Origin of the sequence: Ferrovibrio sp. (genome assembly GCF_029255545.1) — a bacterium.
GTDB lineage: Bacteria > Pseudomonadota > Alphaproteobacteria > Ferrovibrionales > Ferrovibrionaceae > Ferrovibrio.
Window position 1 is genome coordinate 88,014 of the sequence record NZ_JANLJJ010000115.1, and the last position, 24,374, is coordinate 112,387.

General features: G+C 63.9%; 23 protein-coding genes. 11 read left to right on the plus strand and 12 right to left on the minus strand.

Annotated elements, in window-relative coordinates; all coding sequences use genetic code 11:
* The 4 genes from Q1J79_RS20880 to Q1J79_RS20895 form a co-directional block, all read right to left on the minus strand.
* Window positions 1-728 (minus strand): efflux RND transporter permease subunit (locus tag Q1J79_RS20880; protein WP_300304680.1); only part of this gene is annotated, 728 nt, incomplete at its 3' end.
* Entirely contained in the window at window positions 725-1,843 is a 1,119-nt protein-coding gene (locus Q1J79_RS20885; RefSeq protein ID WP_300304683.1) for an efflux RND transporter periplasmic adaptor subunit, read from the minus strand. The genes Q1J79_RS20880 and Q1J79_RS20885, both read right to left, overlap by 4 nt.
* Window positions 1,844-1,925: 82 nt before the next feature.
* A complete protein-coding gene (locus Q1J79_RS20890) occupies window positions 1,926-2,198 on the minus strand; it encodes a ribbon-helix-helix domain-containing protein (RefSeq protein ID WP_300304685.1) in 273 nt (90 codons plus the stop codon).
* Window positions 2,199-2,305: 107 nt separating this feature from the next.
* The gene (locus Q1J79_RS20895) at window positions 2,306-3,508 is read right to left on the minus strand and encodes a pyridoxal phosphate-dependent aminotransferase (protein WP_300304688.1); all 1,203 of its coding nucleotides are present in this window, start codon (window positions 3,506-3,508) and stop codon (window positions 2,306-2,308) included.
* A 348-nt stretch (window positions 3,509-3,856) separates the two neighbouring features.
* Here Q1J79_RS20895 and Q1J79_RS20900 point away from each other — a divergent pair, with 348 nt between their 5' ends.
* The 3 genes from Q1J79_RS20900 (at window position 3,857) to Q1J79_RS20910 (ending at window position 7,093) form a co-directional block, all read left to right on the plus strand.
* Window positions 3,857-4,885, plus strand: a complete 1,029-nt coding sequence (locus Q1J79_RS20900) for an ABC transporter substrate-binding protein (RefSeq protein ID WP_300304691.1) — start codon at window positions 3,857-3,859, stop codon at window positions 4,883-4,885.
* A gap of 139 nt (window positions 4,886-5,024) precedes the next feature.
* Window positions 5,025-6,209: a CynX/NimT family MFS transporter gene (locus Q1J79_RS20905; protein ID WP_300304693.1), complete on the plus strand. Its 1,185-nt coding sequence runs from the start codon at window positions 5,025-5,027 to the stop codon at window positions 6,207-6,209.
* Window positions 6,206-7,093 (plus strand): DMT family transporter, encoded by an 888-nt coding sequence (locus Q1J79_RS20910; protein ID WP_300304695.1) that lies wholly within the window; start codon window positions 6,206-6,208, stop codon window positions 7,091-7,093. Before Q1J79_RS20905 ends, Q1J79_RS20910 begins: the two co-directional genes overlap by 4 nt.
* Here Q1J79_RS20910 and Q1J79_RS20915 read toward each other — a convergent pair whose 3' ends face one another.
* The 3 genes from Q1J79_RS20915 to Q1J79_RS20925 form a co-directional block, all read right to left on the minus strand.
* Window positions 7,094-8,662 carry a methyltransferase gene (locus Q1J79_RS20915; RefSeq protein ID WP_300304697.1) on the minus strand — a complete coding sequence of 523 codons (1,569 nt, stop codon included), beginning with the start codon at window positions 8,660-8,662 and terminating at the stop codon, window positions 7,094-7,096.
* 10 nt (window positions 8,663-8,672) lie between these two features.
* Entirely contained in the window at window positions 8,673-10,355 is a 1,683-nt protein-coding gene (ettA, locus tag Q1J79_RS20920; RefSeq protein WP_300304700.1) for an energy-dependent translational throttle protein EttA, read from the minus strand.
* 140 nt (window positions 10,356-10,495) lie between these two features.
* Window positions 10,496-11,425, minus strand: coding sequence for a histone deacetylase family protein (locus Q1J79_RS20925; RefSeq protein WP_300304703.1), 930 nt, complete (start codon window positions 11,423-11,425; stop codon window positions 10,496-10,498).
* Between the two features lie 285 nt (window positions 11,426-11,710).
* Here Q1J79_RS20925 and Q1J79_RS20930 point away from each other — a divergent pair, with 285 nt between their 5' ends.
* From Q1J79_RS20930 to Q1J79_RS20940, 3 genes are all read left to right on the plus strand, one after another.
* On the plus strand, window positions 11,711-12,820 hold the full coding sequence (locus Q1J79_RS20930) for an efflux RND transporter periplasmic adaptor subunit (RefSeq protein WP_300304706.1): 1,110 nt from the start codon (window positions 11,711-11,713) through the stop codon (window positions 12,818-12,820).
* Between the two features lie 25 nt (window positions 12,821-12,845).
* On the plus strand, window positions 12,846-15,983 hold the full coding sequence (locus Q1J79_RS20935) for an efflux RND transporter permease subunit (RefSeq protein ID WP_300304709.1): 3,138 nt from the start codon (window positions 12,846-12,848) through the stop codon (window positions 15,981-15,983).
* A 102-nt stretch (window positions 15,984-16,085) separates the two neighbouring features.
* Window positions 16,086-16,526 carry an Hpt domain-containing protein gene (locus Q1J79_RS20940; protein ID WP_300304712.1) on the plus strand — a complete coding sequence of 147 codons (441 nt, stop codon included), beginning with the start codon at window positions 16,086-16,088 and terminating at the stop codon, window positions 16,524-16,526.
* 3 nt (window positions 16,527-16,529) lie between these two features.
* On the opposite strand, the gene Q1J79_RS20945 is transcribed toward Q1J79_RS20940, so the two are convergent.
* Entirely contained in the window at window positions 16,530-17,084 is a 555-nt protein-coding gene (locus Q1J79_RS20945; RefSeq protein ID WP_300304715.1) for a hypothetical protein, read from the minus strand.
* 74 nt (window positions 17,085-17,158) lie between these two features.
* Here Q1J79_RS20945 and Q1J79_RS20950 point away from each other — a divergent pair, with 74 nt between their 5' ends.
* The 5 genes from Q1J79_RS20950 (at window position 17,159) to Q1J79_RS20970 (ending at window position 21,251) form a co-directional block, all read left to right on the plus strand.
* Window positions 17,159-17,794 (plus strand): flavin reductase family protein, encoded by a 636-nt coding sequence (locus tag Q1J79_RS20950; protein ID WP_300304718.1) that lies wholly within the window; start codon window positions 17,159-17,161, stop codon window positions 17,792-17,794.
* A gap of 180 nt (window positions 17,795-17,974) precedes the next feature.
* A complete protein-coding gene (gene hemA, locus Q1J79_RS20955) occupies window positions 17,975-19,189 on the plus strand; it encodes a 5-aminolevulinate synthase (RefSeq protein WP_300304721.1) in 1,215 nt (404 codons plus the stop codon).
* 197 nt (window positions 19,190-19,386) lie between these two features.
* Window positions 19,387-19,878 carry a hypothetical protein gene (locus Q1J79_RS20960; protein ID WP_300304724.1) on the plus strand — a complete coding sequence of 164 codons (492 nt, stop codon included), beginning with the start codon at window positions 19,387-19,389 and terminating at the stop codon, window positions 19,876-19,878.
* A 200-nt stretch (window positions 19,879-20,078) separates the two neighbouring features.
* On the plus strand, window positions 20,079-20,735 hold the full coding sequence (locus Q1J79_RS20965; protein ID WP_300304727.1) for an OmpW family outer membrane protein: 657 nt from the start codon (window positions 20,079-20,081) through the stop codon (window positions 20,733-20,735).
* 216 nt (window positions 20,736-20,951) lie between these two features.
* Complete coding sequence (locus Q1J79_RS20970; protein ID WP_300304730.1) at window positions 20,952-21,251, plus strand: chorismate mutase; 300 nt, start codon at window positions 20,952-20,954, stop codon at window positions 21,249-21,251.
* A gap of 20 nt (window positions 21,252-21,271) precedes the next feature.
* Here Q1J79_RS20970 and Q1J79_RS20975 read toward each other — a convergent pair whose 3' ends face one another.
* The 4 genes from Q1J79_RS20975 to Q1J79_RS20990 all read right to left on the minus strand — a co-directional run.
* Window positions 21,272-21,589 carry a BON domain-containing protein gene (locus Q1J79_RS20975; RefSeq protein WP_300304733.1) on the minus strand — a complete coding sequence of 106 codons (318 nt, stop codon included), beginning with the start codon at window positions 21,587-21,589 and terminating at the stop codon, window positions 21,272-21,274.
* Window positions 21,590-21,687: 98 nt separating this feature from the next.
* Window positions 21,688-22,530 (minus strand): NAD(P)-dependent oxidoreductase, encoded by an 843-nt coding sequence (locus Q1J79_RS20980; protein WP_300304736.1) that lies wholly within the window; start codon window positions 22,528-22,530, stop codon window positions 21,688-21,690.
* A 54-nt stretch (window positions 22,531-22,584) separates the two neighbouring features.
* Entirely contained in the window at window positions 22,585-23,712 is a 1,128-nt protein-coding gene (locus Q1J79_RS20985; RefSeq protein ID WP_300304739.1) for an MBL fold metallo-hydrolase, read from the minus strand.
* Between the two features lie 161 nt (window positions 23,713-23,873).
* A partial coding sequence (locus Q1J79_RS20990; protein ID WP_300304742.1) for an acyl-CoA dehydrogenase occupies window positions 23,874-24,374 on the minus strand: 501 nt, incomplete at its 5' end.

The window sequence follows — 24,374 nt, forward strand, 5'->3', positions numbered from 1 at the left end:
CGGGTGGCGATACGATCCGACGAGGTCTGGATCACGCCGGATGCCGTCTGGTCATTCTGCTGTTGGATTACATCCAGAATCTGTTGCGGCCCGATACCCAGGCTGGCCAGTTTCTTGTTGGAGAATTCGATGAAGATTCGCTCCGGCTGCACGCCGAGCAGGTCAGCCTTGCCGACATCCCTGATGCGCAGCAGCTCCTCACGCACATCCTCGACGTAGTCCTTCAGCTCACGGTGGCTGAAGCCATCCGAAGTGAAGGCGTAGATGGTGCCGAAGGTGTCGCCGAACTCATCGTTGAAAAACGGTCCCTGCACGCCCTGCGGCAGCGTCGAGCGCATGTCGCCGACCTTCTTGCGCACCTGATACCATATGTCTGGCACCAGCTTGGGCGGCGTGCTGTCCCGCAAAGTCACGTAGACCGTGGATTCCGCCGGCTTGGAATAGCTGCGGACATTGTCGAGATAAGGCGTTTCCTGCAGCTTCTTCTCGATCTTGTCGGTGACCTGCTGCTCTACCTCGCGCGCCGTGGCGCCAGGCCAGTTGGTGCGTACGATCATCACCTTGAACGTGAAGTCGGGATCCTCGGCGCGGCCAAGCTGCAGATAGGATAACGTGCCGGCCGCCAGCAGCAGCACAAGCAGGAATCCGATCAGGGATGGATGGCGTAGCGCCCAGGCGGAGAGGTTGAAACGATCGGCGCCGTCACCGGCGGGAAGCGGGCTGCTCACGGCTTGCCTCCGGCCGCTTCCGGCAACAACCGCACGACCTGACCCGGGATCAGCTTGTGAACACCGGCGGTGACCACCTTCTCGCCTTCCTGCAGCCCGCTGGCAATCAGCACGGCCCTTTCAACATAGGCCGCCACCTGCACCGGACGGAGTTCCACCTTGCCCTCGGAATCAGTCCCGCTGAAAATCCACACGGCTGGCTTGTTATCCTGCTGATACAGCGCCGCCAGCGGCAGGGCGATCACGCTGGTGCCGCTGCGCCGCAGGATGGTGACCGTCGCGGTCATGCCCAGTCGCATGGCTGCCGGCGCGTTCTGCACGCTGACCTTCACCGCGTAGGTGCGCGTGGCCGGATCGGCGCCTGGCGCGATTTCGCGCACCACGCCGGCATATTCCGTATCGGGCTGCGCCCACAGGCTAATGGCGATGGCGGTGGCGTTGCGCAACTCGTCGAGGCGGTTCTCCGCGACGTTGAACACCACTTCCTTCTCTTCCGGCCGCGCCAGCTTCATCACTGTCTGGCCGGATGCCACCACCTGCCCGGCCTCGGCGCTGATCGCGGTGATCACGCCATCGGCATCGGCATGCAGTTCGGTGTAATCCATCTGGTTCTGCGCCACGCGCAGCTGCGAACGTACGCTCTCAAGCTGTGCCTCCGCGGTGTTGTAGGTGTTCTGCCGCCGGTCCAGTTCGGCCTGGCTGACCACCTTGCTCTCATACAGCTTGCGATAACGGTTCAGTTCGGTCTGGGCCTGGTTGAAATTGGCCTGCGCCGCGCTGAGCTGCGCACGGGCATTCTGGATCTGCAGGCGGGTATCATCGGGATCGAGGCGGGCCAGCAGTGCGCCTTTCTTCACTTCGGAGCCGATCTCGACATAACGGGCGACCAGCTTGCCGCCGATGCGGAACGCGAGATTGGTTTCGTAACGGGCGCGCACCTCGCCGGTATAGCTGGAGCGGCTTTCAAAGGCCTGGGGGGACACGGTGGCCACCCGTACCGGACGGATCGGTTCAGGCGGCGCAGCCGGCCGGTCGCACCCCACCAGCAGCAAGGCTACGATACCGAACGGAACCGCGGCTCCGATCCGGCGGAAAGTATCACGCATCGCAAACATCGCCGTCTCTCCTGTCGGACGGCCGTGCGGGAGCACATTACGCTACTGGAATGAAATCAACGTCCCCCGACGCGCCGCCACACTACTCGTCCTGCATCCCTGCCGGCGGCGCCGCTCTGGTGGCGGTTTCCTCCGGCTGCAGCCGACCCCGTCGCGCCTGTTCCAGGATCCAGACCCGGATGGCGCTCGACAGGTTGCCCATGCGTGCAGCGTCGATGTCGCTGACCATCTGGTTGATGGTCTTGCTGTCTTGGACGGCCAGAGTCTGCAGCGCTTCCCAGAAGGCCTGCTCCAGGGAAATGCTGGTCCGGTGGCCGCCGACCACAACGGAACGTTTTTTGACCGTTGTTGGCATCGTCACCCTGCCCGGCCGGGCGGCCGCGACGAAGGCTGCTTAGCATTCGCGGATTTCCGCGCCAAGTCAGCCTCCGATGCTGGCGTGACGGCCGTCACTAGTTACCGTCAGGAAAGTTCGGCGCAGAACTCCTGGATGCGCGAACAGGCATCCTTGAGCGCCTCGGTTGACGTCGCGTAAGAGATACGGAAATGCGGGCTGAGGCCAAAGGCTTCGCCAAACACCACGGCAACGCCCTTCTCTTCCAGCAGCGCATTGCAGAAATCGAGGTCGTTGCCGATCTTCACGCCGCCCTTCGAGGTCTTGCCGATGGCGCCGGCGCAACTCGGATAGACATAGAAGGCGCCTTCGGGTTTCGGGCAATGAATGCCCTTGGCCTGATTCAGCATCGACACCACGAGGTCGCGGCGCTGCTTGAACACGGCGTTGTTCTTCGGGATGAAGTCCTGCGGGCCATTCAGCGCCTCGACGGCGGCAGCTTGGCTGATCGACGACGGATTCGACGTCGACTGCGACTGCAGATTGCCCATCGCCTTGATCAGTTGCACCGGGCCGGCGGCATAGCCAATACGCCAGCCGGTCATGCAATAGGCCTTCGACACGCCGTTCATGGTCAGCGTGCGTTCATACAGCGCGGGCTCAACCTGAGCCGGAGTGGTGAAGACGAAATTGTCGTAGACTAGGTGTTCGTACATGTCGTCGGTCAGAATCCAGACATGCGGATGACGCACCAGCACGTCGGTGAGCGCCTTCAGCTCATCGCGGGTATAGGCTGCGCCCGACGGATTTGACGGCGAGTTGAGGATCAGCCACTTGGTCTTGGGCGTGATCGCCTTTTCCAGCGCTTCCGGACGCAGCTTGAAGCCGTCCTCGGCCTTGCCCGTGACGAAAACCGGCTTGCCGCCGGCGAAGTTGACGATATCGGGATAACTGACCCAGTAGGGTGCCGGGATGATCACTTCATCGCCCGGGTTGACCGTTGCCAGCAGAGCATTGAACAATACCTGCTTGCCACCGGTGCCGACGCTGATCTGCTCCGGCTTGTAGGTCAAGCCGTTCTCGCGCTTGAACTTCTCGACAATCGCCTGCTTCAGCGCCGGCGTGCCGTCCACGTCCGTATAGCGGGTCTCGCCACGGTCGATCGCGGCCTTGGCCGCCTCTCGGATATTGGCCGGAGTCTCGAAATCGGGTTCGCCGGCGCCCAGGCCGATCACGTCGCGGCCGGCCGCTTTTAGTGCGCGGGCCTTCTGGGTGGCGGCGATGGTGGCAGACGGCTTGATGCGGCCGAGAGCATCGGACAGGAACGGCATGGGATCTGCGACTCCTAGCGCGGGCGGGAGGAAAAAAGCGGGCGAACCATACGTCTGCCGCCAGGGCAGCGCAACGGGGCATTCCCGGCATTTCCGGGTGATGTTGCCGGAAAAGCAGGCAGGCCGGGCAGATCGCAGGCAACCGGCATCCCAGGCCGGCTGCGAAAGCCAGATTCCGGTGCGGCGGCAATCGTGGGCGATTGGTCCCAGAATTGCATACACTTTATCCCGGACCTGTGTTCGATTCGCCCTTGGCGGTTGCGCAAGGCCCGGCATAGACTTGCCGGCCTGCGCCGAGCCGACCAGACAATAATCGGCCAGGATGACGCTTACGGGGAGACCTCTGACATGACGTTCGTTCGTTCCATCGCCTACGCCGCCGCCGGCCTGGCGCTCGCTGCCGGCTTCGGCACCGCCGGCTCTGCCGAAGCGCAGACCAAGATGAAATTCACCCTCGACTGGGCCTTCCAGGGCCCGACCTCGGCCTTCCTGCTCGCCGAGCAGAAGGGCTATTACAAGGCTGAAGGCCTGGACATCACCATCGATGCCGGCCAGGGCTCGGCTGGCGCGCTGCAGCGCGTGGCTACCGGCGCCTACGAGATGGGCTATGCCGACATCAACGCCCTGATCGAATACAACGTGAAGAACCCGGACAGCCAGGTGAAGGCTGTGATGATGGGCTATGATGCCGCGCCGTTCGGCGTCTATGCCCTGAAATCCTCGGGCATCAAGACCCCGAAGGATCTCGAAGGCAAGAAGCTGGGTGCGCCGGTCTTCGACGCCTCGTTCAAGCTATTCCCCGCCTTCGCCGCCAAGGTCGGTATCGACAAGGCCAAGGTCACCCACATCAACCTGCAGCCGCCTCTGCGCGAGCCCAGCCTGAAGAATGGCAGCGTCGATTTCATCAGCGGCCACTACTTCTCCTCGATCCTGGATCTGGAGAAGATCGGCGTGAAGGCCGATGACGTGATGGCCTTCCCCTATGCCGATTTCGGCATGGATTTCTATGGCAATGCCATCATCGCCTCGCCGAAATTCATTAAGGAGAACCCGGCGGCCATCAAGGCGGTGGTGAAAGCCACCATCAAGGCTTGGAAAGAAATCGCCGCCAATCCGGAATTGGGTGTCAAGGCCACCAAGACCCGCGACGGCCTGACCGACGAGACGCTGGAAATGAAGCGCCTCAAGATGTCGCTGGAGCGCAACGTGCTGACCAAGTGGGTCAAGGAGAACGGCTTCGGTGGCGTCGACATGGCCCGCCTGCAGCGCTCTTCCGACGCCGTCGCCTCGGCTGTCGGCCTGCCGCGCGCGCCGGCCGCCAAGGAACTGTTCGAGGAAGGCTTCCTGCCGCCCAAAGCCGAACGCATGATGCCGTGATCGACGGCTGAAAATCTGCTATCAGGAAGGCGGCGGGGCAACCCGCCGCTTTTTTTATTCCCCAGACTCCGTCACGCCAAACCAAAAAATGCCTGCTTCACGTATCAACCCAACCCAGGGCGCGTCTCTGGCCGGGCCCATGGCCGTTCCGGCACAGACCCACTGGCCTGCCGTCACCGCCGTACTGGCGGCCGGGGTGATCATCTCGATGCAGGTTGGCAAGCTGCCGCCACTGCTGAATACCCTGCGCGCCGAATTCGGCCTCGACCTTGTCGCCGGCGGCCTGCTGGCCTCCTCGGTCAGCCTGCTGGGTGGCATCATCGGTATTGCCGCCGGTTTCGTGTCCGACCGCATCGGCGGTCGCCGCAGCCTGGCGCTGGGACTGGGCATTGGTGCCATCGGCAGCCTGGCCGGCGCCTTCAGCCACGATGCCCTTCCGCTCTTGGCCGCCCGCCTGGTGGAGGGCCTGGGTTTCGTGCTGACCGTCGTCTCCGGCCCTAGCCTGATCGCCATGGCGGCACGGCCCGACCAACGCCATCTGGCGCTCGGATTCTGGAGCAGCTACATGCCACTGGGCGTCACCTTCGGCATGCTGGGCGCGCTGCTGGTGGGTATCCTGTTCGACTGGCGCGGCCTGTGGCTGACCATGGCCGGCCTGCTGCTGCTGGCCGCGATTGTGCTGTATCGCCTGACCGGCGACATCGCCCAGCCGCGGGCACGCCGTTTCAGCAGCGCCGCCCTGCGCCGCCCCGGCCCCTGGCTGCTGGCCGGCTGCTTTGCCTGCTACACCACGCAATGGTTTTCCATCGTCACCTGGATGCCGACCTACCTGCAGCAGAGCGGCAAATTGGGCGAAACCGGCGAGGCGCTTGGCACCGCGGCTGTTGTCCTGATCAACGCGGTCGGTACAACGGCGGCGGCGGCGTTGATGCATCGCGGGCTGCCGCGCTGGCTGATCATCGCCTCGGCCGGTCTGGTCATGGGCGTGTTCGGACTGCTCAGCTTTGGCCCCGACATGCCGGCGCTGGCGAAAATCGCCTGCGCCATGGCAGCCAGCGGCTTCGGCGGCATGCTGCCAGCCGCCGTACTGGCCAGCGTGCCGAATGAAGCGCACAATCCCGGCGAAATCGCCACCATCAATGGCGTGGTGATCCAGCTGCTCAACATCGGCTCCTTCGCCGGACCACCCGCGCTGGCGGCGCTGGTGACCTGGTTCGGCGGCTGGGAGAATGGCCGCTGGCTGCTGCTGGCCGCCGGGCTGCTCAGCATGCTGCTGGCCCTCGGCCTGCGTGAAGTCGAACGGCGTCGGAGACAGCCAGCATGAAACTCGATCGGGGTGATGCCTACCTGCTGTTCACGGTGATCATCTGGGGCAACACCTTCCCGACCGCGAAATACGTGCTCGGCGTGATCCCGCCCAATGTCTATGCCTCGACGCGCTACCTGTTGGCTGCCCTCACCCTGATGGCGGTGTTGGCCTGGCGCGAGGGCCTGCGACTGCCGCGCCGGCAGGACCTGCTGCCGCTGATCGGCTTTGGCCTGCTCGGCATCACCCTGATGCAGCTGATCTGGACCAATGCGCTGTCGCTTACCGCCGCATCGAAGGGCGCCATTCTGATCTCAGTATCGCCAATCTGGGCCATGCTGATCTCGTCGCTGCGCGGCCAGCGGCCGGCGCCGCTCACCTGGGTCGGCATCCTGATCTGTTTTGCCGGCGTCTTCCTGGTGATCAATAACAGCCTCACGGCGATCACGGTCGGCGGCGGCTCGCTGCTTGGCGATCTGCTGTTCCTCACCGTTGCCTTCTGCTGGGCCTGCTACTCGGTTTTGGCGCCGCCCTACCTGGCGCGGCTCGGCGCGTTGTATGTCTCTGCCTGGTCGATGCTGTTCGGCGCCATCGCCCTGAGCCCCGCCATGCTGTTCGGCATCACCGAAATCGACTGGGCCACCGTCACCGCCCTGCACTGGGCCGGCTTTCTGTTCACCGCGATTTTCGCCGGCGCGCTGGGCTACCTGTTCTGGTATGAGGGTATCGCCCGGCTCGGCGTGGCGCGCTCGGTGGTTTATTCCTACCTGATTCCGGTTTTCGCCCTGCTCTCCGCCGTCAGTTTCCTGGGCGAGCATGTCTCGATGATCCAGCTGACCGGCGCCGCCGTGGTGATCGGCGGTCTGGTGCTGACGCGGATCAGCACCGGCAAACGCCAGTAATCAGCTCTCGACAATCAGGCACAGGGCAGGTTTGCCATCCGGCAGGCTGACCGGCTCCACGGCGATCACCACCAGGCCTTCGGCCTTGGCCATCTCGCGCAACTCGTCCTCGCCATGGGCTGTGGCGATGGCGATGAATACGCCAGCCAGCGCCAGCGCGATCTTCACCGCGGAGAATACCCCCGACAGGTCGCGTTCCCGGTCGAGCAGATCAGCCGCGAGGATCAGGTCGTAATGATCGGGCCGGGCTTCGAGAAACGGGATGATTGCATCGGTGTCACAATCGTCATACACGCCCGCCTCGAAAGCCCGCCGGCTGCGGGTCGAATCTTCCGATACCATGTCCAGATGCTGGGCCAGCCGCCGCAATTCAGCGGTATGCCGGCCCATGCAGCCGCCAAGATCAATGGCCCAGCCCACCGCAAAGTCGCTGCCGATCATGCGCTGCGCGGCCTCGAGCAGGATGGCGGATGACGGCGCATCGAGACCATCAAGCAATTCGTCGGTCGATAGCGTAGTGAGCGGATCGACCGGTGCCGGCGGCTGCCGCCGCAGGGCAAAGACGTAGCCGCGCACCCGCTGGCCTTCCTCCTGCCGCAGATCGACCTCCTCCAGCGCGACTACATCAAAACCGGCTTCGGCTGCACGTTTGCGCAGATAGGTTTCGCCATGCTGGTAGCGACCAGTCTTGGCCGCGGTATAACGGGCCTCGGCGCCCTTCTCGACGGTCGCGATGAACAGCCCATCCGGCTGCAGGCCATCATGCACGGCCTGGAACAAAGGTCGCAAATCGCCGAAATACGACAGCACGTCGGCGGCGAGAACGAGATCATACATCGCCGGCCGCTTGAGCAGCGCGGCGACGATCTCGCCGACGATCAGTTCGTCATACACGCCGCGCTGGCGCGCCTTGTCGACCATGCGCGGCGACAGGTCGATGCCATCCAGCCGCCGCACAAGCTTGTGCACCTCCGGGCCGAGCAGGCCAGTGCCGCAACCCAGATCGATGGCGCGCGCAGCGCGGTTGCTATCCAGCAGCCGCGCCGTGACGGCAGCCACCTGCTGGGGCGCCCTGTAATCCAGCCAGCCGACCAGCTTCTCGTCGAAACTGTCGGCAAAGGCGTCAAACATGCTGGCGATATAGGCAGCGTTGGCTTTCTCTGGTGCCTCGCCAGCCAATACCGCCGCCATATGGCGGGCCTCGGCATGATCGGGTTGCAGCGCCAACAGCCGGCGATAGGTGAGCAGCGCATCAGCGCGACGGTCGAGCCGGGTCTGCAGCCGCGCCACCTGGTGCAGCAGGGCATCTGAATCGGGATTCACCACGAGCGCCTGCTGCAAGCGCGCCAGATTCGTGGCCAACGTCTCGTTCAGCCGCAACTGCGCCAGGGCCGAATGCACGCGGTCGATATCGGCCGCGACCGGCGCCGCGACCGGCGACGTGGCCTTCACGCCGCCCAGTCCCAGCAGCATGTCGGAAATCGTGACCGACTTGGCGGCCGGCACGCCCGTCCGGCGCGGGCCAGCCCCGCCGGCCTTGTTCTGCGCGCGCCTTTGCCGCCGGTTCATCGCGCCGGCATCAGCCGCGGGTCAGCGGCTTGTAGCGGATGCGGTGCGGCTGGTCGGCATCGGCGCCAAGCCGCTTCTTCTTGTCGGCTTCGTAATCCTGGAAATTGCCCTCGAACCACTCGACATGGCTGTCGCCCTCGAAAGCCATGATGTGGGTGGCAATACGGTCGAGGAACCAGCGATCATGGCTGATCACGATGGCGCAGCCGGCGAAGTTCAGCAGCGCCTCTTCCAGCGCACGCATGGTGTCGACGTCCAGATCGTTGGTCGGTTCGTCGAGCAGCAGCACGTTGGCGCCGGATTTCAGCATCTTGGCCAGATGCAGGCGGTTGCGTTCGCCGCCCGAGAGCATGCCGACCTTTTTCTGCTGGTCGGCGCCCTTGAAGTTGAACCACGAGCAATAGGCGCGGCTCGGCACCTCGCGCTTGCCAAGCAGGATCATGTCGTCGCCGTTCGACAGCTCCTCCCAGACGGTTTTCTTGTCGTTCAGGCTTTCGCGGCTCTGGTCGACATAACCCATCTTGACGCTGTCGCCGACCCGCAGGGTGCCGCCATCCGGCTGCTCGGCGCCGGTGAGCATGCGGAACAGCGTGGTCTTGCCGGCGCCGTTCGGGCCGATGATGCCAACGATGCCGCCGGGCGGCAGCTTGAAGGAAAGGTCGTCGATCAGCAGGCGATCGCCGAACCCCTTGGTCAGATGCTCGGCTTCGATCACGATATTGCCCAGGCGCGGTCCGGGCGGAATGGTGATCGACACCTGGTCAGCCACCTTCTCGCTTTGCTGCGCCAGCATCTCTTCATAGGCCTTGAGGCGGGCCTTCGACTTGGCCTGGCGAGCCCGCGGGCTCTGGCGCACCCATTCCAGTTCCTGCTGCAGCGACTTGCGGCGCGAATCCTCTTCCTTGCCTTCCTGGGCGAGGCGCTTTTCCTTCTGCTCCAGCCAGGACGAATAATTGCCCTCCCAAGGAATACCCGAGCCGCGATCGAGCTCGAGGATCCAGCCGGCGACGTTATCGAGGAAATAGCGATCATGGGTGATCGCCACCACGGTGCCTTCGTATTCGTGCAGGAAGCGCTCGAGCCAGGCCACCGATTCCGCGTCCAGGTGGTTGGTTGGTTCGTCGAGCAGCAGCATGTCGGGCTTAGACAGCAGCAGGCGGCACAGGGCGACGCGGCGCTTCTCGCCGCCCGACAGCTTGGTCACGTCGGCATCGCCTGGCGGGCAACGCAGCGCGTCCATCGCGATCTCGACGTTGCGCTGCAGATCCCAGGCATTGGCGGCGTCGATCTTTTCCTGCAACTCCGCCTGCTCGGCGATCAGCGCATTCATCTCGTCGTCGTCGGTGACGTCGGCGAATTTGTTGGAGACTTCCTCGAAGCGGTCGAGCAGGGCCTTGGTCTCGCCGACGCCTTCCATCACATTGCCCAGCACGTCCTTGTCCGGGTCGAGCTGCGGTTCCTGCGCCAGATAGCCAACCTTCACGCCATCGGCCGCCCAGGCCTCGCCGGTGAAGTCGCTGTCGAGGCCGGCCATGATCTTGAGCAGGGTCGACTTGCCGGCGCCGTTCAGGCCGAGCACGCCGATCTTGGCGCCCGGCAGGAAACTGAGCCAGATATCCTTCAGAACCTGCTTGCCGCCCGGATAGGTCTTGCCCAGGCCCTTCATCACGTAAATGTACTGGTACGACGCCATGTCACGCTCCGGCGGTGGAAGTCCGCGAAAAAAGTCGGCCGAGTTGTATAGAAACGGCGGCCCCGGTGCAATCCGGTGGGCAATCCAGCTCCGCCCAGACAGGCCGCTCAGTTACGACCGTCTGCCGGTTTTTGCTGGTTTCAGGCCAGCATCAGGGCCCGGACATGGGCGGCGACGGCACTGGCCAGCGCATTGAGATCGTATCCGCCCTCCAGTGCCGAGACCACCCGCCCACGGGCAGTTTTCTCAGCCACTTTCAGCAGTTGCTCGGTCACCCAGTAATAATCCTGGTCGAGCAGCTGCATCTGGGCCAGCGGGTCGCTGATATGGCCATCGAAACCGGCCGAAATCAGTATCAGCTCGGGTGCGAAACCTTCCAGCTTCGGCAACAGCACTTTCTCGACCGCGCTCCGGAATTCCGCCGAACCGGCAAAGGCCCTGAGCGGCAGGTTGACGATGTTCTCCGCCACGCCCTTTTCATGCGCCGCGCCGGTACCGGGATAGAGCGGATACTGGTGCGTGGAGGCATAAAACAGATCCGGTTCGGCGGCGAAGGCAGCCTGGGTGCCGTTGCCGTGATGCACGTCGAAATCGATCACCGCCACGCGCCGCAGGCCCCATTGCGCCCGGGCATGCTGGGCGCCGATCGCCACGTTGTTGAACAGGCAGAAGCCCATCGCCTGGTCCGGCTCGGCATGATGGCCGGGCGGGCGGATGGCACAAAAGGCATTGCGCAGGTCGCCCTGCATGACGGCATCGACAGCGGCGCAGACCGCCCCGGCCGCCCGCAGAGCCGCCTCACCGGAGCCGGGTGATACTACGGTGTCACCATCCACATAGCGCAGGCCGTTGGTCGGGATCGACCGCAGCACCCGGTCAACGAAATCGCCTGGATGAACCCGGGTGATCTGCTCGGCCGTGGCGCGAGGCGCCTCTCGGCGGTCGAGATAAAGAAATTCCTCGGCTTCCAGACGGGCCAGCACAGCCCGCAGCCTTTCCGGGCATTCCGGGTGCCCCTCTCCCGTATCGTGAGCAAAACAGGCGGAATGGGAAAACAGCCCGGTTACCATTCGACCACCCCGACCATTCCCACCCTGACCATTTTTTTGGCCTCCTCCCGGCCTGCCCTGATATGCAAAATTGGCAGGACCTTGCGCGGCCGCGCGTATACAATAGATCATGTTACTGACGATCCCGGCAATGCCTCCCCGTGGCAAAGCGCCAGCAGGCCGGACCGCGGCAGGGCTGCAACCCGCTTGCGGTACGTAAGGAGCATCCGCGATCGCCCGGACATCGGAAAGCGACGGACCAGCAACGCCGTCGATCAGGGAATCGGATCAGGGTGGCGTGACGATATGAAGCTTTGGGGTCAGGTACTGGTAGTTGGCGTGATTGCGGCCGGGGCCGGCCTGGCGTTCATCTATCGCGACAATCTGCCGTTCATCGGCAAACAGGAAACCGCGCCAACGGCCCGCTCCGGCGGCGCCCCGGCCCTGCCGGTCGATGTCGCGCCGGTAAAACGCATGGATATCACCCGTACGATCGAGGCCGTCGGCACCGCCCAGGCCAATGAGGCGGTGACCATCACCGCCAAGGCAACCGGCCTGATCGAACGGATCAATTTCCAGGAAGGCCAGCAGGTCAAGGCCGGCACGATCCTGGTCGAACTGGATGCCGCCGAAAGCTCGGCCAACATTTCCGCGCTGCGCGCCGCGCGCGATGGCGCGAGGCTGGCCTATGACCGCGCGAAACAGCTGATCGAAAGCAAGTCCGTGGCCCAGGCCCGCGTCGATGAGCTGAGCAAGGCGTATGAAGGTGCCGAAGCGCGACTGCGCGCCGAGCAGGCCAAATTCGCGGACAGCGTGATCCGCGCGCCCTTCTCCGGCAAGCTCGGCCTGCGCAAGGTCAGCCTCGGCGCCCTGGTACGGCCCGGCGACGTGATCACCACGCTGGACGATACCACGGTGATCAAGCTGGAATTCGAAGTCCCTGAAACCGTGCTGAGCGGCGTTGCCGTCGGCAATACGGTGAATGCCATGGCTGGCGCCCTGCCAAACCGCAAATTCGAGGGCACCGTCGCCACCATCGACAGCCGCATCGATCCGGCCACGCGCGCCGTACGCGTCCGCGCCATCATCGCCAACCCCGAGGACGTGATCAAACCGGGCATGTTCATGACGGTGGCCCTCAGCATCGGCAAGGTGGCGGATGCCATCATGGTGCCCGAGGAATCCCTGCTGGCCCAGGGTGGCGAACAATTCGTTTTTGTGATCCGCGACGGCAAGGCGACCCGCACCCGCGTCACCGTCGGCCAGCGCCTGCCCGGCCTGGCGCAGATCACCAACGGCCTGCATGGCGACGACCAGGTGGCCATCACCGGCCTGCAGCAGTTGCGCGATGGTGCCCGCGTGCGGCCGGCAACGCCGCCGATATCGGGCAGCCCCACGCCAAAGCCGGCCACCTGACCCGCGGATTCACGGAGCGCACGCCATGGTTCTCTCCGATCTCTCGATCAAGCGCCCGGTCTTCGCCACCGTGGTGTCGCTGATCCTGATCATTTTCGGCCTGTTCGCCCTGCGTGGCATGGCAGTGCGCGAATACCCCGACATCGATCCGCCTGCGGTAAGCGTCACCACCATCTATCGCGGCGCCTCGGCCGAGATCATCGAAAGCAAGATCACCCAGATCATCGAGGATTCGGTTGCCGGCATCGAGGGCATCCGCAGGATCACCTCGGCCAGCCGCGAGGAATCCAGCTCGATCAGCATTGAGTTCAATCTGAGCCGCGATGTCGATTCCGCCGCCAATGACGTGCGCGACAAGGTCTCCCGCGTGCTCACCAAGCTGCCGAGCGAGGCCGACCAGCCGGTGATCGCCAAGACTGAGGCCGATGCACGGCCGATCATCTACATCTCGATGTTCAGCGACCGGCTCAACATGCTGGAGCTGACCGACTACGCCGATCGCTATCTGGTCGACCAACTGTCCATCATCGACGGCGTCGCCTCGGTGAATATCTACGGCGCGCGACGCTATTCCATGCGCGTCTACCTCGACCGGATGGCCATGGCGGCCCGCAATGTCACCGTGCAGGATGTCGAGGATGCCATCCGACGGCAGAATGTCGAGCTGCCGTCCGGCCGCGTCGAGAGCAGCATGCGCGAATTCACCGTGCGCGCCGAATCCGGCCTGCGCACCGCGCAGCAGTTCCGCAACATCGTGCTGCGCGAGCAGGACGGCTACCTGCTGCGGCTCGGCGAAGTGGCCAAGGTGGAGCTCGGCGCCGAGGATGATCGCACCGAGCAGCGCGTCAACGGCACCACCGCGATCGGCCTGGGCATTATCCGTCAGTCCAAGGCCAACGCGATGGAGATTTCCAGCGGCGTGACACAGGCGGTTGAGCGCCTGCAGAGCAGCCTGCCGGCCGGCGTGCGCATGGAGGTCAGCTACGACCAGTCGAAATTCATCAGCCAGTCGATCTACGAGGTGTTCCACGCCCTGATGGTGGCGCTCGGCCTGGTGATCGGCGTGATCTTCCTGTTCCTGCGCTCGTGGCGGGCCACCCTGATCCCGGCGGTTGCGATTCCGGTTTCGGTGATCGGCTCGTTCATCATCATTGGCGCCCTGGGCTATTCGATCAACGTGCTGACCCTGCTGGCACTGGTTCTGGCCATCGGCCTGGTGGTCGATGACGCCATCGTAGTGCTGGAAAACATCCACCGCCGCATCGAGCTCGGCGAGCCCCCATTGCTCGCATCCCTGCGCGGCGCCCGGCAGATCGGTTTCGCCGTGATCGCCACTACGGTGGTGCTGATCGCCGTCTTCGTGCCGATCTCCCTGATGGAGGGCAATACCGGCCGCCTGTTCCGCGAATTCGGCATTTCGGTGGCCGCCTCGGTGCTGTTCTCCGGCTTCGTCGCCCTGACGCTGACGCCGATGATGTGTTCGAAGCTGCTGCACGACGCCAAGGAGGAAGGCTGGTTCTATCATGTCACCGAAAAGTTTTTCGTTGGCATGTCGGACACCTATGGCTGGCTGCTGCGGCGTGCGCTCGGCGCGCCGGTGCTGGTGCTGGCGCTCGGCGGCGTAGTCTCGGTCGCCGCCTATCTGATGTTCCTGGCCCTGCCACGCGAATTCGCGCCGACCGAGGACCGCGGCGTTTTCTTCGTCTCGGTCACCGGCCCGGAAGGGTCGAGCTACGAATACACCCGCAACAACATCATCAAGGTCGAGGAAGCCCTGCGACCCTATGTCGAGCGGGGCGATGCCACCGTGGTGCAGTCCTTCATCGCGCCGGCCTGGGGCGGCCGCCCTTCGCCGGTCAACGCCGCCTTCATGGTGGTTCGCCTGAAGAACTGGTCCGACCGCAAGGTGAAGCAGCAGGACTTGGTCAAGGAAGTTTTCCCCAAGCTGCTGGCGATCACCGGCGTGCGCGCTTTCGCCATCAACCCACCCAGCCTCGGGCTGCCGGGCAGCCAGGCGCCGGTACAGTTCGTGATCGGCGGCCCGACCTATCCGGTGCTGGATGAATGGGCCGAGCGCATGCTGGAGCGCGCGTTGCAGAATCCCGGCCTGCTCAATGTCGACAAAAGCTACAAGCCGAGCCGGCCGGAAATCCAGGTCGATATCAACCGCGACCGCGCCGCCGACCTGGGCGTGCCAGTCGAGACCATCGGCCGCACGCTGGAAACCATGCTGGGCTCACGCGAAGTCACCAATTTCCAGCGCGAGGGCAAGCAGTACAAGGTACTGGTGCAGGCCCCCGCCGACCAGCGCATCACCCCGAGTGATTTGAACAACATCTATGTCCGCGCCGGCGGCCAGAACGGCAAGCTGGTGCCGCTCGCCAGCCTGGTCACCCTCAAGGAAGGCGCCAATGCGCGAGAACTGAACCGCGCCGACCGCCTGCGCTCGGTGACCATCACCGCGTCGCTGGCGCCCGGCTATACGCAGGGGGCCGCCCTCGACTTTCTTGATCGCACCGCGGCCGAAGTCCTGCCCCCGGAGGCCCGCATCAGCTATGGCGGACAGAGTCGCGAGTTCAAGGATTCCTCGGCAGCGATCTACCTGACCTTTGCCCTTGCCCTGATCATCGTGTTCCTGGTACTCGCCGCCCAGTTCGAAAGCTGGATTCATCCCACCATCATCATTTTCTCGGTGCCCCTGGCCGTGACCGGCGCCCTCGGGGCTCTGCTGCTGGCGGGTCAGACCCTCAATGTCTACAGCCAGATCGGCATCATCATGCTGATCGGCCTGATCGCGAAGAACGCAATTCTGATCGTTGAATTCGCCAATCAGTTGCGCGACGAGGGCCAGACCATCGCCGATGCCGTCACCAATGCCGCGATCGTTCGGCTGCGCCCGATCTTGATGACCACCATCGCCACCATTTTCGGCGCCATGCCGCTCGCTTTCGCCCAGGGCGCCGGTGCCGAATCGCGCTCAGCGCTGGGCTGGGTCATCGTCGGCGGCATGACTTTTGCCACCCTGCTCAGCCTGTTCGTGGTGCCGGTGCTCTATATCCTGCTGGCCCGCTTCACCAAGCCGGCCGGTTTCATTGCCCGCAAATTGTCCGAAATGGAGAAACGGCCTGATGTGGATGCCGGCAAACCGGAGGCTGCGGAATAGTCGTCCAATCGGTCAGGTTACCGCTTGATAACCTAGACTGCCGCCCGGGAGGCGGGGTCAAATGGGTTTTGGCCGATCCATACCAGCTGTATTCGCAGAACCATGACCTTCAGAGACAATCCCGAGGACTCCGACCGCACGGCCTTCAGCGCGGCCGTGGCCAATGCCCAGGCTGCGGTAGCCGGCCTGTCGGAGCAGTATATCGGTTGGGTTAACGACGACCTCAAACGGCTCGACGCGGCCATTGCCGCTGTCAGTGATGGCGGGAACACGCCCGCCCTGCAGGCTGTTTATGATGTTGCCCACGACATCAAGGGCCAGGGCAGCACCTTTGGTTACCAGCTGGTCACCGATATCGGTCAGTTGCTCTGCCGCTATGTCGCCGAAGCCATCCAGCGCAAGTCGGTCGACGGCGAAATCATCGCTGCCCATGCCGCCGCCCTGCGCACCGTAGTCGACAACCGCATCCAGGGCCAGGCCGGCGAAATCGGCAAGGAAATTCTGGAGACCCTCAAGGCCGCGGCGGCGAAAAGCTTCGCCTGAGGCTCAGCCCTTCCGCCTGTCTTCGCTGCGACGGAACGGGCCGGCATGATCGGCACGAACCTGTCGCCGCCGATCGGGTCCAAAATAACCCTCGCCGCGCACGAATTTGCGTGGCCGCTCGATGATCTCGCGCAACCGCGCTTCCAGCGCCTTGGCCGAAGGCGGCAGCACCAGAATCTCATTCACACCGGCATCCAGCGCAACGCGCACACGCTCACGCGTCACCGTCGCGGTCGCAAGAATGATCGGCAGGAATGGATTGGGCGAAGCCGGGTCCCGCCGCAGCCTGCGCGCCAGCGCCAGGCCATCGTTTTCGCCATCCTCCGGGCCGGGCAATTCCCAGCGGCAGACCATGGCGTCGATCTTGCCCCTGGAAATCTTGCCGTCACGCCCCTCATCGCCGGCATTATCGGCCAGGGCCACCCAGGCCTGCGCCGCGCCCGGCACGCATAACGGCCGGCGGATACCCAGCCCATTCAGCAGACTGCGCCAGGTCGCCTGCATACTGCTGTCAGGTTCGACGAGCAGCAGATCGAGACGACTCAAATCATAGGGCATGCATATCTCCGCGCCGCGTTCTATACAGGGGTGCAGCTTCGCTCTTTGTTACTACAGATCATCGGAGCAGGAAAATGCCCTCAGCCAGTCTCGACGACATGCATTATTACGATCCGGCCGATGGCCATGGCCTGGCCCATGATCCGTTCAAGGCCATCGTCGGGCCGCGGCCGATCGGGTGGATATCGTCCTGCGACCGCGACGGTCGCGTCAATCTGGCGCCATACAGCTATTTCAACGCCTTTCATGACAAGCCGCCGATTGTCGCCTTTGGCAGCAGCGAGTGGAAAGACAGCATCGCCAATATCGAGGCCACCGGGGAATTCGTCGCCAATCTGGCGACGAAGCCGCTGGCCGAGGCGATGAACCGCACCTCCGCGCCGGTGGCAAGTGGCATCAACGAATTCGAACTGGCCGGCCTCACCCCGGCACCATGCCGACGGGTCAGGCCGCCACGCGTTGCCGAAAGTCCCGCCGCGCTGGAATGCAAATTGCTGCAGATCATTCGCCAGCATGACCTACAGGGCCGGACACTCGATGCCTGGATGGTGCTTGGCCAGGTGGTCGGCGTGCATATTGCCAGGGCTTTCATCCGCGACGGGCTGTTTGATACCGCCGCGGCGCACCCGATCATGCGTGGCGGCTATATGGCCGATTATTTCGAGGCGACGCCCGAAACCCAGTTCCGCATGCGCCGGCCCACGGCCTGAACCGCCACGCTGCATCGCAGCATCCCCGGACCGGCCCTTCCCTGCGACCCCTCGTCGCGGCCGGGCCGGCCCAGCCCCTCTAGCCAGCGATGGTCGGGGGGCGCTAATATCCGGCACCAGCAAAGGTTTTCCATGCCGGCAGCTATTTGCCAGCCGGCCTGACCAGGCAGTAACAGCCCCATGGACTACGAAGCCCTCTTCGGCCAGGCGGTCGACAAGTTGCGCGCCGAAAAGCGCTATCGGGTGTTCACCGAACTGGCCCGCAATTGCGGCAGCTTTCCGGTTGCCGACAATTACAGCGGCATCGGCCCGGCCAAGATCACCATCTGGTGCTCAAACGATTATCTGGGCATGGGCCAGCACCCGGCCGTGATCGAGGCCCTGCAACAGGGCGCCGCCCAGTTCGGCGCCGGCGCTGGCGGCACCCGCAATATTTCCGGCAACAGCCATGCCGTGGTCGAACTAGAAGCCGAACTGGCCGACCTGCACGGCAAGGAAGCCGCGCTGGCCTTCATGTCGGGCTACATCGCCAACCAGACCTCGCTGTCGACCCTGGCCAAATTGCTGCCTGGTTGCATCATCCTGTCGGATGCCGACAACCACAATTCGATGATCGAAGGTATCCGCCAGTCCGGCTGCGAACGCCTTATCTTCCGTCACAACGATGTGGCCCATCTGGAAGAACTGCTCAAAGGCCTGCCGGCGGAACGGCCCAAGCTGGTCGCCTTCGAAAGCGTCTATTCGATGGATGGCGATATCGCGCCGATCCATGCCATCTGCGATGTGGCCGACAAATATGGCGCCATGACCTATCTGGACGAAGTGCATGCCGTCGGCCTTTATGGCAGCCACGGCGGCGGCATTGCCGATCGCGACAACGCGATGCAGCGCCTGCACATCATCCAGGGTACGCTGGGCAAGGCCTTCGGCGTGGTAGGTGGCTATATTGCCGGCTCGAAGGCCATGATCGACGCCGTGCGCTCCTACGCGCCGGCCTTCATCTTCTCCACCGCGATGCCGCCGGCGATCGCCGCGGCGGCCGCAGCCAGCGTACGACACCTCAAAACCAGCCAGGCCGAGCGGACCCGCCATCAGGAGCGCGCTGCAACCCTGCGCCGCATGTTGCTGAATGCCGGGCTGCCGGTGCTGGTCAACCAGAGCCATATCGTGCCCGTCATGGTCGGCGATCCTGCCCTGTGCAAGGCTGCATCCGACATGCTGCTGGCCGATCACGGCATCTATATCCAGCCGATCAATTATCCGACCGTGCCACGCGGCACCGAGCGGCTGCGCATCACGCCGACCCCGGTTCATACCGATGCGATGATGCAGGATCTGGTCGCCGCCCTGCTTGATGTCTGGCAGCGCCTCGGCCTGAGCCGCAAGGCCGCCTGAGCCCGACAGACCAGGCCAGCCAGGCTATCCCCGGTTGCCCGACGCCCGCGGCGATCTCCGCACAAGCGTATTTTCCGCTGTGTTTCCAAATTTTTATCTGTTTATGCAGTTTCTGTGTGGCATGAACGGTGGATCGCCACGAACTACCGGTGATAGTTTTGCATTGCCTCCACAGCCCGCGTTGATGCCAAACCGCGATGTCGCAACAGATTTTCCGCTCTCTCACGGATTTCGGTTTTTCCATCCCGCAGCTTCAGATTCTGCGGGACCGTCTGAGCGTGCCCCAGTTCGTCTATTTTTCCGGACCGGCCGGCGGCGGCAAGACCAAGGCGTCGCTGATGGTGGCCTGGACTTATTTTCAGGCTTTCAACCGGCCGCTGCGGATCGATGGTCAGGACATGACCACCGACCAGATTCGCCAGGCTGCCAAAGAGCACAATGCCGGCATTCTGTTCAATGACATGGCATCGGTGCATGACTACATGAAAGCCGGGTATTGCCTTGATTGCCGCATGGTGGCCCTTGGCACCGCCTTTGACGGTCCGGCAAAAGCCGGCCATGCCTATGCCTATCTGCTGGCCCATCTCCCAACATTGGCGACTCGCAACGACGTGACGGTGATTGCCGTCGGACCGGATGACGAAGATCCGGACAACCATCGCCACAGCATCGATTTCCACACCGGCTGACCGAGTGCCCCCGTATGCGGCCGGCCGCATGCGGGCTGCGCCATGTTGCCGCATGTTTGCGGTTTCAGACGGATTCGTTTGATCCTGATCAACGCCACCTGACGATCCGTTGTCATGATGCCGCCGCGATGTCCTCCCCGGACGCGCAGGACAAACACCGTCCGTTTAAGGCGGCGTGAACAACGACAATGGAGCGCATGATGCGTATCGGCAAATATCTTGCAGCGGCAACGGGCGCGGCCCTCCTGCTGTTCGGCATGGTTCCCACTACAGCTTTCGCCCAGGACGGTAAATCCGCCGGCGACATCATGGTGCGCGGCCGCATCATCGGCCTGCTGCCTGACGAGGATTCCACCGTGACCGTCATCGGCGGCAAGGTTGATGCCAGCAACGCTTTCACCGCCGAAGTGGATTTCTCCTACTTCTTCACTGACAACATCGCGGCCGAACTGATCGCCGCCACCACCAAGCACAAGATGCAGGTGGATGGCAGCAGCAGCGGCGATGTCGGCCTGGGCGATGTGTGGCTGCTGCCGCCGACGCTCACCCTGCAGTATCACTTCATGCCGAAGCAGGCCTTCAGCCCTTATGTCGGCGCCGGCCTGACTTACGCAGTTTTCTACAACAAGGACGTCCCCAGCACTCTGCGCAGCGTCGATTACGACAACGCCTGGGGCTACGCCCTGCAGGCGGGCTTCGACTACAAGATCGCCGGCAACTGGTATTTCAACGCCGACGTGAAGAAGATTTTCCTGAACACCGACGTCAAGGTGGTCACCAACGCCGGCACCGTGATCAATGCGGATGTCGATCTCGATCCCTGGGTGGTCGGCGTCGGCGTCGGCTACAAGTTCTGATCAGGCATCCGGGCCCGAGCGATCGGGTCCGGTCCGCCCTCGGGCCGTATCCGGCGGTTCATCCACCCTCGCCGCCAGACTGCGTCCCGCCGCCTCCGCCTCTTGGCGGGGGCGTTTTTTTGCCTGGCCGTGAACTTGGCCATCCCGGCGGCTTGACCCTTCCGGCCCGGTCCGCATCATGGGCGGCCCGAATTCGCCCAGCCGGCAGGATCAGCCATGACCATCCATCCCGAATTGCAGCGCCTGCGCGACAGCATCGACAATATCGATGCCGCCCTGATCCACCTGCTGGCGGAACGCTTCAAATGCACCCAGGCGGTGGGACGGCTCAAGGCCGCCGAAAAGCTGCCGCCGGCTGACCCGGCCCGGGAAGCACGCCAGATCGCCCGCCTGCGGCAGCTGGCCGAGACCGCCAGGCTGGACCCCGATTTTGCCGAGAAATTCCTCGCCTTCATCGTCCGCGAGGTGATCCACCACCACGAGGCGATTGCCGAACAGGCAAAAGCCGAACGCTGAACCGGCGGCCGCGGCGCGGCTTACTTTACCACCAGATCGTTTCGCACGGCCCGTACGCCCTGCACGTTGCGGGCGATCTGTTCGGCGCGCGTCCTGGCCTGGGCATTGTCGACGAAGCCGCTGAGCTGCACGACGTCCCTGAAGGTTTCAACGCTGATCTGGCCGGCCTTGGTGACCGGGTCCTTGATCAGCTCGGCCTTTACCTTGGTGGTGATGGCGGCGGAATCAATATATTCGCCGGTCGACTCGCGCGTCGGCGAGGACGAGCAGGCCGCAACGGCCCCACCCAGCATCATTACAACAACGACACTGCGGGCTACCATGTGAAGATTTGCCATCGGATAAACCTCGTGTTCTGTTCCCGCACTCCCGCAGGAATGCTTCCGGGAACAGAAACGGGGCCAGCCGGGCTGGGTTCCCGGCGGGCGGCAGAAAATCACACGAAGAAATCCGGGATCAGGTCGGTCTCCGCCGTGCCCGGATGGCGATAGCGCGAGAATTCGTGCAGGCCGGCGGTCCGCAGCACCTCGTCATCGATGAAGAAATTGCCGGTGCACTCCCGCGACGGCCGGGTCAGGATCACATGCGCCGCATCGGCCATGATCTCGACCTTGCGGCACTTCTTGCGCAGTTCGGGCCCGGTGATCACGTTCATCGCATCGGTGTCGATGGCGGTGCGCGGCCACAGGGCGTTCACCGCCACGCCCTTCTTGCGGAATTCGCCGGCCATGCCGAGCACGCACATGCTCATGCCGAATTTCGCCATCGTGTAGGCGACATGCGGGCTGAACCAGCGCTCCTCCATGCTGAGCGGCGGCGACAGGTTGAGGATATGCGGATTTTCCGACTTCAGCAGATGCGGCAGGCATTTCTGGCTGCACAGGTAGGTGCCACGCGTGTTGATCTGGTGCATCAGGTCATAACGCTTCATCGGCGTTTCCAGCGTGCCGGTCAACGAGATGGCCGAAGCGTTGTTGACCAGGATGTCCAGCCCGCCGAAGGCATCCACCGTCTGCTGCACGGCTGCCTCGACCACCGCCTCCTCGCGCACATCAACCACGATCGGCAACGCCCTGCCGCCCGCCTTCTCGATCGCCTCGGCTGCCGTGTAGATCGTGCCGGCCAGCTTGGGGTGCGGCTCGGTGGTCTTCGCCGCGATGGCGACATTGGCGCCGTCTTTCGCCGCGCGCAAAGCAATGGCCAGGCCGATGCCGCGGCTGGCGCCGGTGATGAACAGGGTCCTGCCCTTCAGCGACCCGGTCTTGATGACTTCGGTCATGATGCCCTCCCGGAGTTTTTTTATTCTTATATCACAGCCCCGCCGCGCGGGGGATTACTGCGCGGCCAGATCGACGCTGTCGCAGCGCTGGAATTCGTAAACGCCCCGGGCATTGACCCGCCGCACCACCAGGCCCTCGCGCCGCAGGTGATGCAGATGCGCCAGCGCCTCGCCGACCGCCAGCGTCATATGGTCCTTGATGTCGCGGCGGAACAGCAGCGGCAGGGTGTCGATCACCGTATGCGGCCGTTCCAGCGCAGCCAGCAGCGCGTCCAGCCTTGTGGCATGATGGCGCTGCAGCATGGCGATACGCTGGTGCAGGCCGATGAAGGGGTCGCCATGGGCCGGCAATACCAGGATGTCGGCCGGCAGGTGGCTGAATTTGGCAAAGGAATCGAGATACTGCGTCAGCGGCCCGGCCTCCGGCTCACCCGGGTAGACGCCGATATGCGGCGAGATGCGCGGCAGCACCTGGTCGCCGGAAATCAGCACATCGAGCGACGGGCAATACAGGCACGCATGCTCCGGCGAATGGCCGCACCCGACGATCACCTGCCAGTCATGCGTGCCGATGCGGATGATGTCGCCCTCGGCAATGCGGCGGAAACCACGCGGAATCGGCGTCACCGCCTTGGCGAAATTGCCAAAGCCGCGCGCCTTCAGGGCATCAAGCTGGGCGTCGTCGAAGCCAAGCCGGGTATAGAAGGCCACCACATCAGCCGGCACTTCGGGCAACTGCTCCAGCTCCAGCATGCGGCCGAAGCTCCACTCGCCCAGAGTCATCCACAGCGGCGCATCGAATTTCTGCTGCAGCCAGCCGGCCAGTCCAAGATGGTCGGGGTGGAAATGCGTGCACAGGATGCGGGTGATTGGTTTGCCGTTCAGGTGTTTCGCAAAGACCTGCTCCCAGATCGCCTGCAGCTTCGACGAGCGCACGCCGGTATCGATCAGCGTCCAGCCCTCGCCATCTTCCAGCAGCCAGAGATTAATGTAATCCAGCCCCGGGATCGGGATCGGCATGCGCAGCCAGAACACGCCCGGCCGCATCTGCATCACCTCGCCATCGCCCGGCCGGCCCCCGTTCGACGCCTTGGCAAAGGGATATTTCAGGCTGGCGCCGGTTTCCGGCGTCGGCGTGCCGTCGATCATCGGCGTGGAAGTATCTAAAATATCATCTGACACGGGGGGCCTGTCTGGCTGGGGATTTTTTATATTCGGCTAACTGTAGTTTGCCGCTTACGTAAGCGTCAATCACGCGAAGTCCAGCCAGCGCCGGCATGAAAAAGGCCGGGGCGATTTCGCCCCGGCCCGTTAACGCTTCATGACGCAGCGGAAATGGCGATTTAGGCCCGCAGCAATTCCGGCGTCACCGCCGCCAGGGCGGCGCTGCCCTCGGTCGCCGAACGGCACAGGCCATCCACGGTGGACAGTACCTGCTCGGCAAACAGCCGCGCCGACACGATCTTGGCGGTGAAATATGGATCGCTCGACCCATTGGCGATCTCGGCCTTCGCCGCCAGCGCCTGGCGCGCCAGCAGCCAGCCGCCCACCGTGGTGGCGAAGCCGCGCAGGAAAGGCGTGGCGCCGGCCAGCGCCGCGTTGGGATCCTTGCCAAGCTGCTGCTCCATCCAGACCGAGGCCTGACCCAACGATTTCAGCGCCGCATCCAGATTGGCATGGATACTGACAAAGCCGTCTCCCGCCTTGGCCAGATCGGCAACCGTGCCGCCGATCTGGGCGAACAGCGCCTTCACCGTCTCGCCGCCATTCAGCGGCAGTTTGCGAGTCACCAGATCGATCGCCTGGATGCCGTTGGTGCCTTCATAGATCGGCAGGATGCGGGC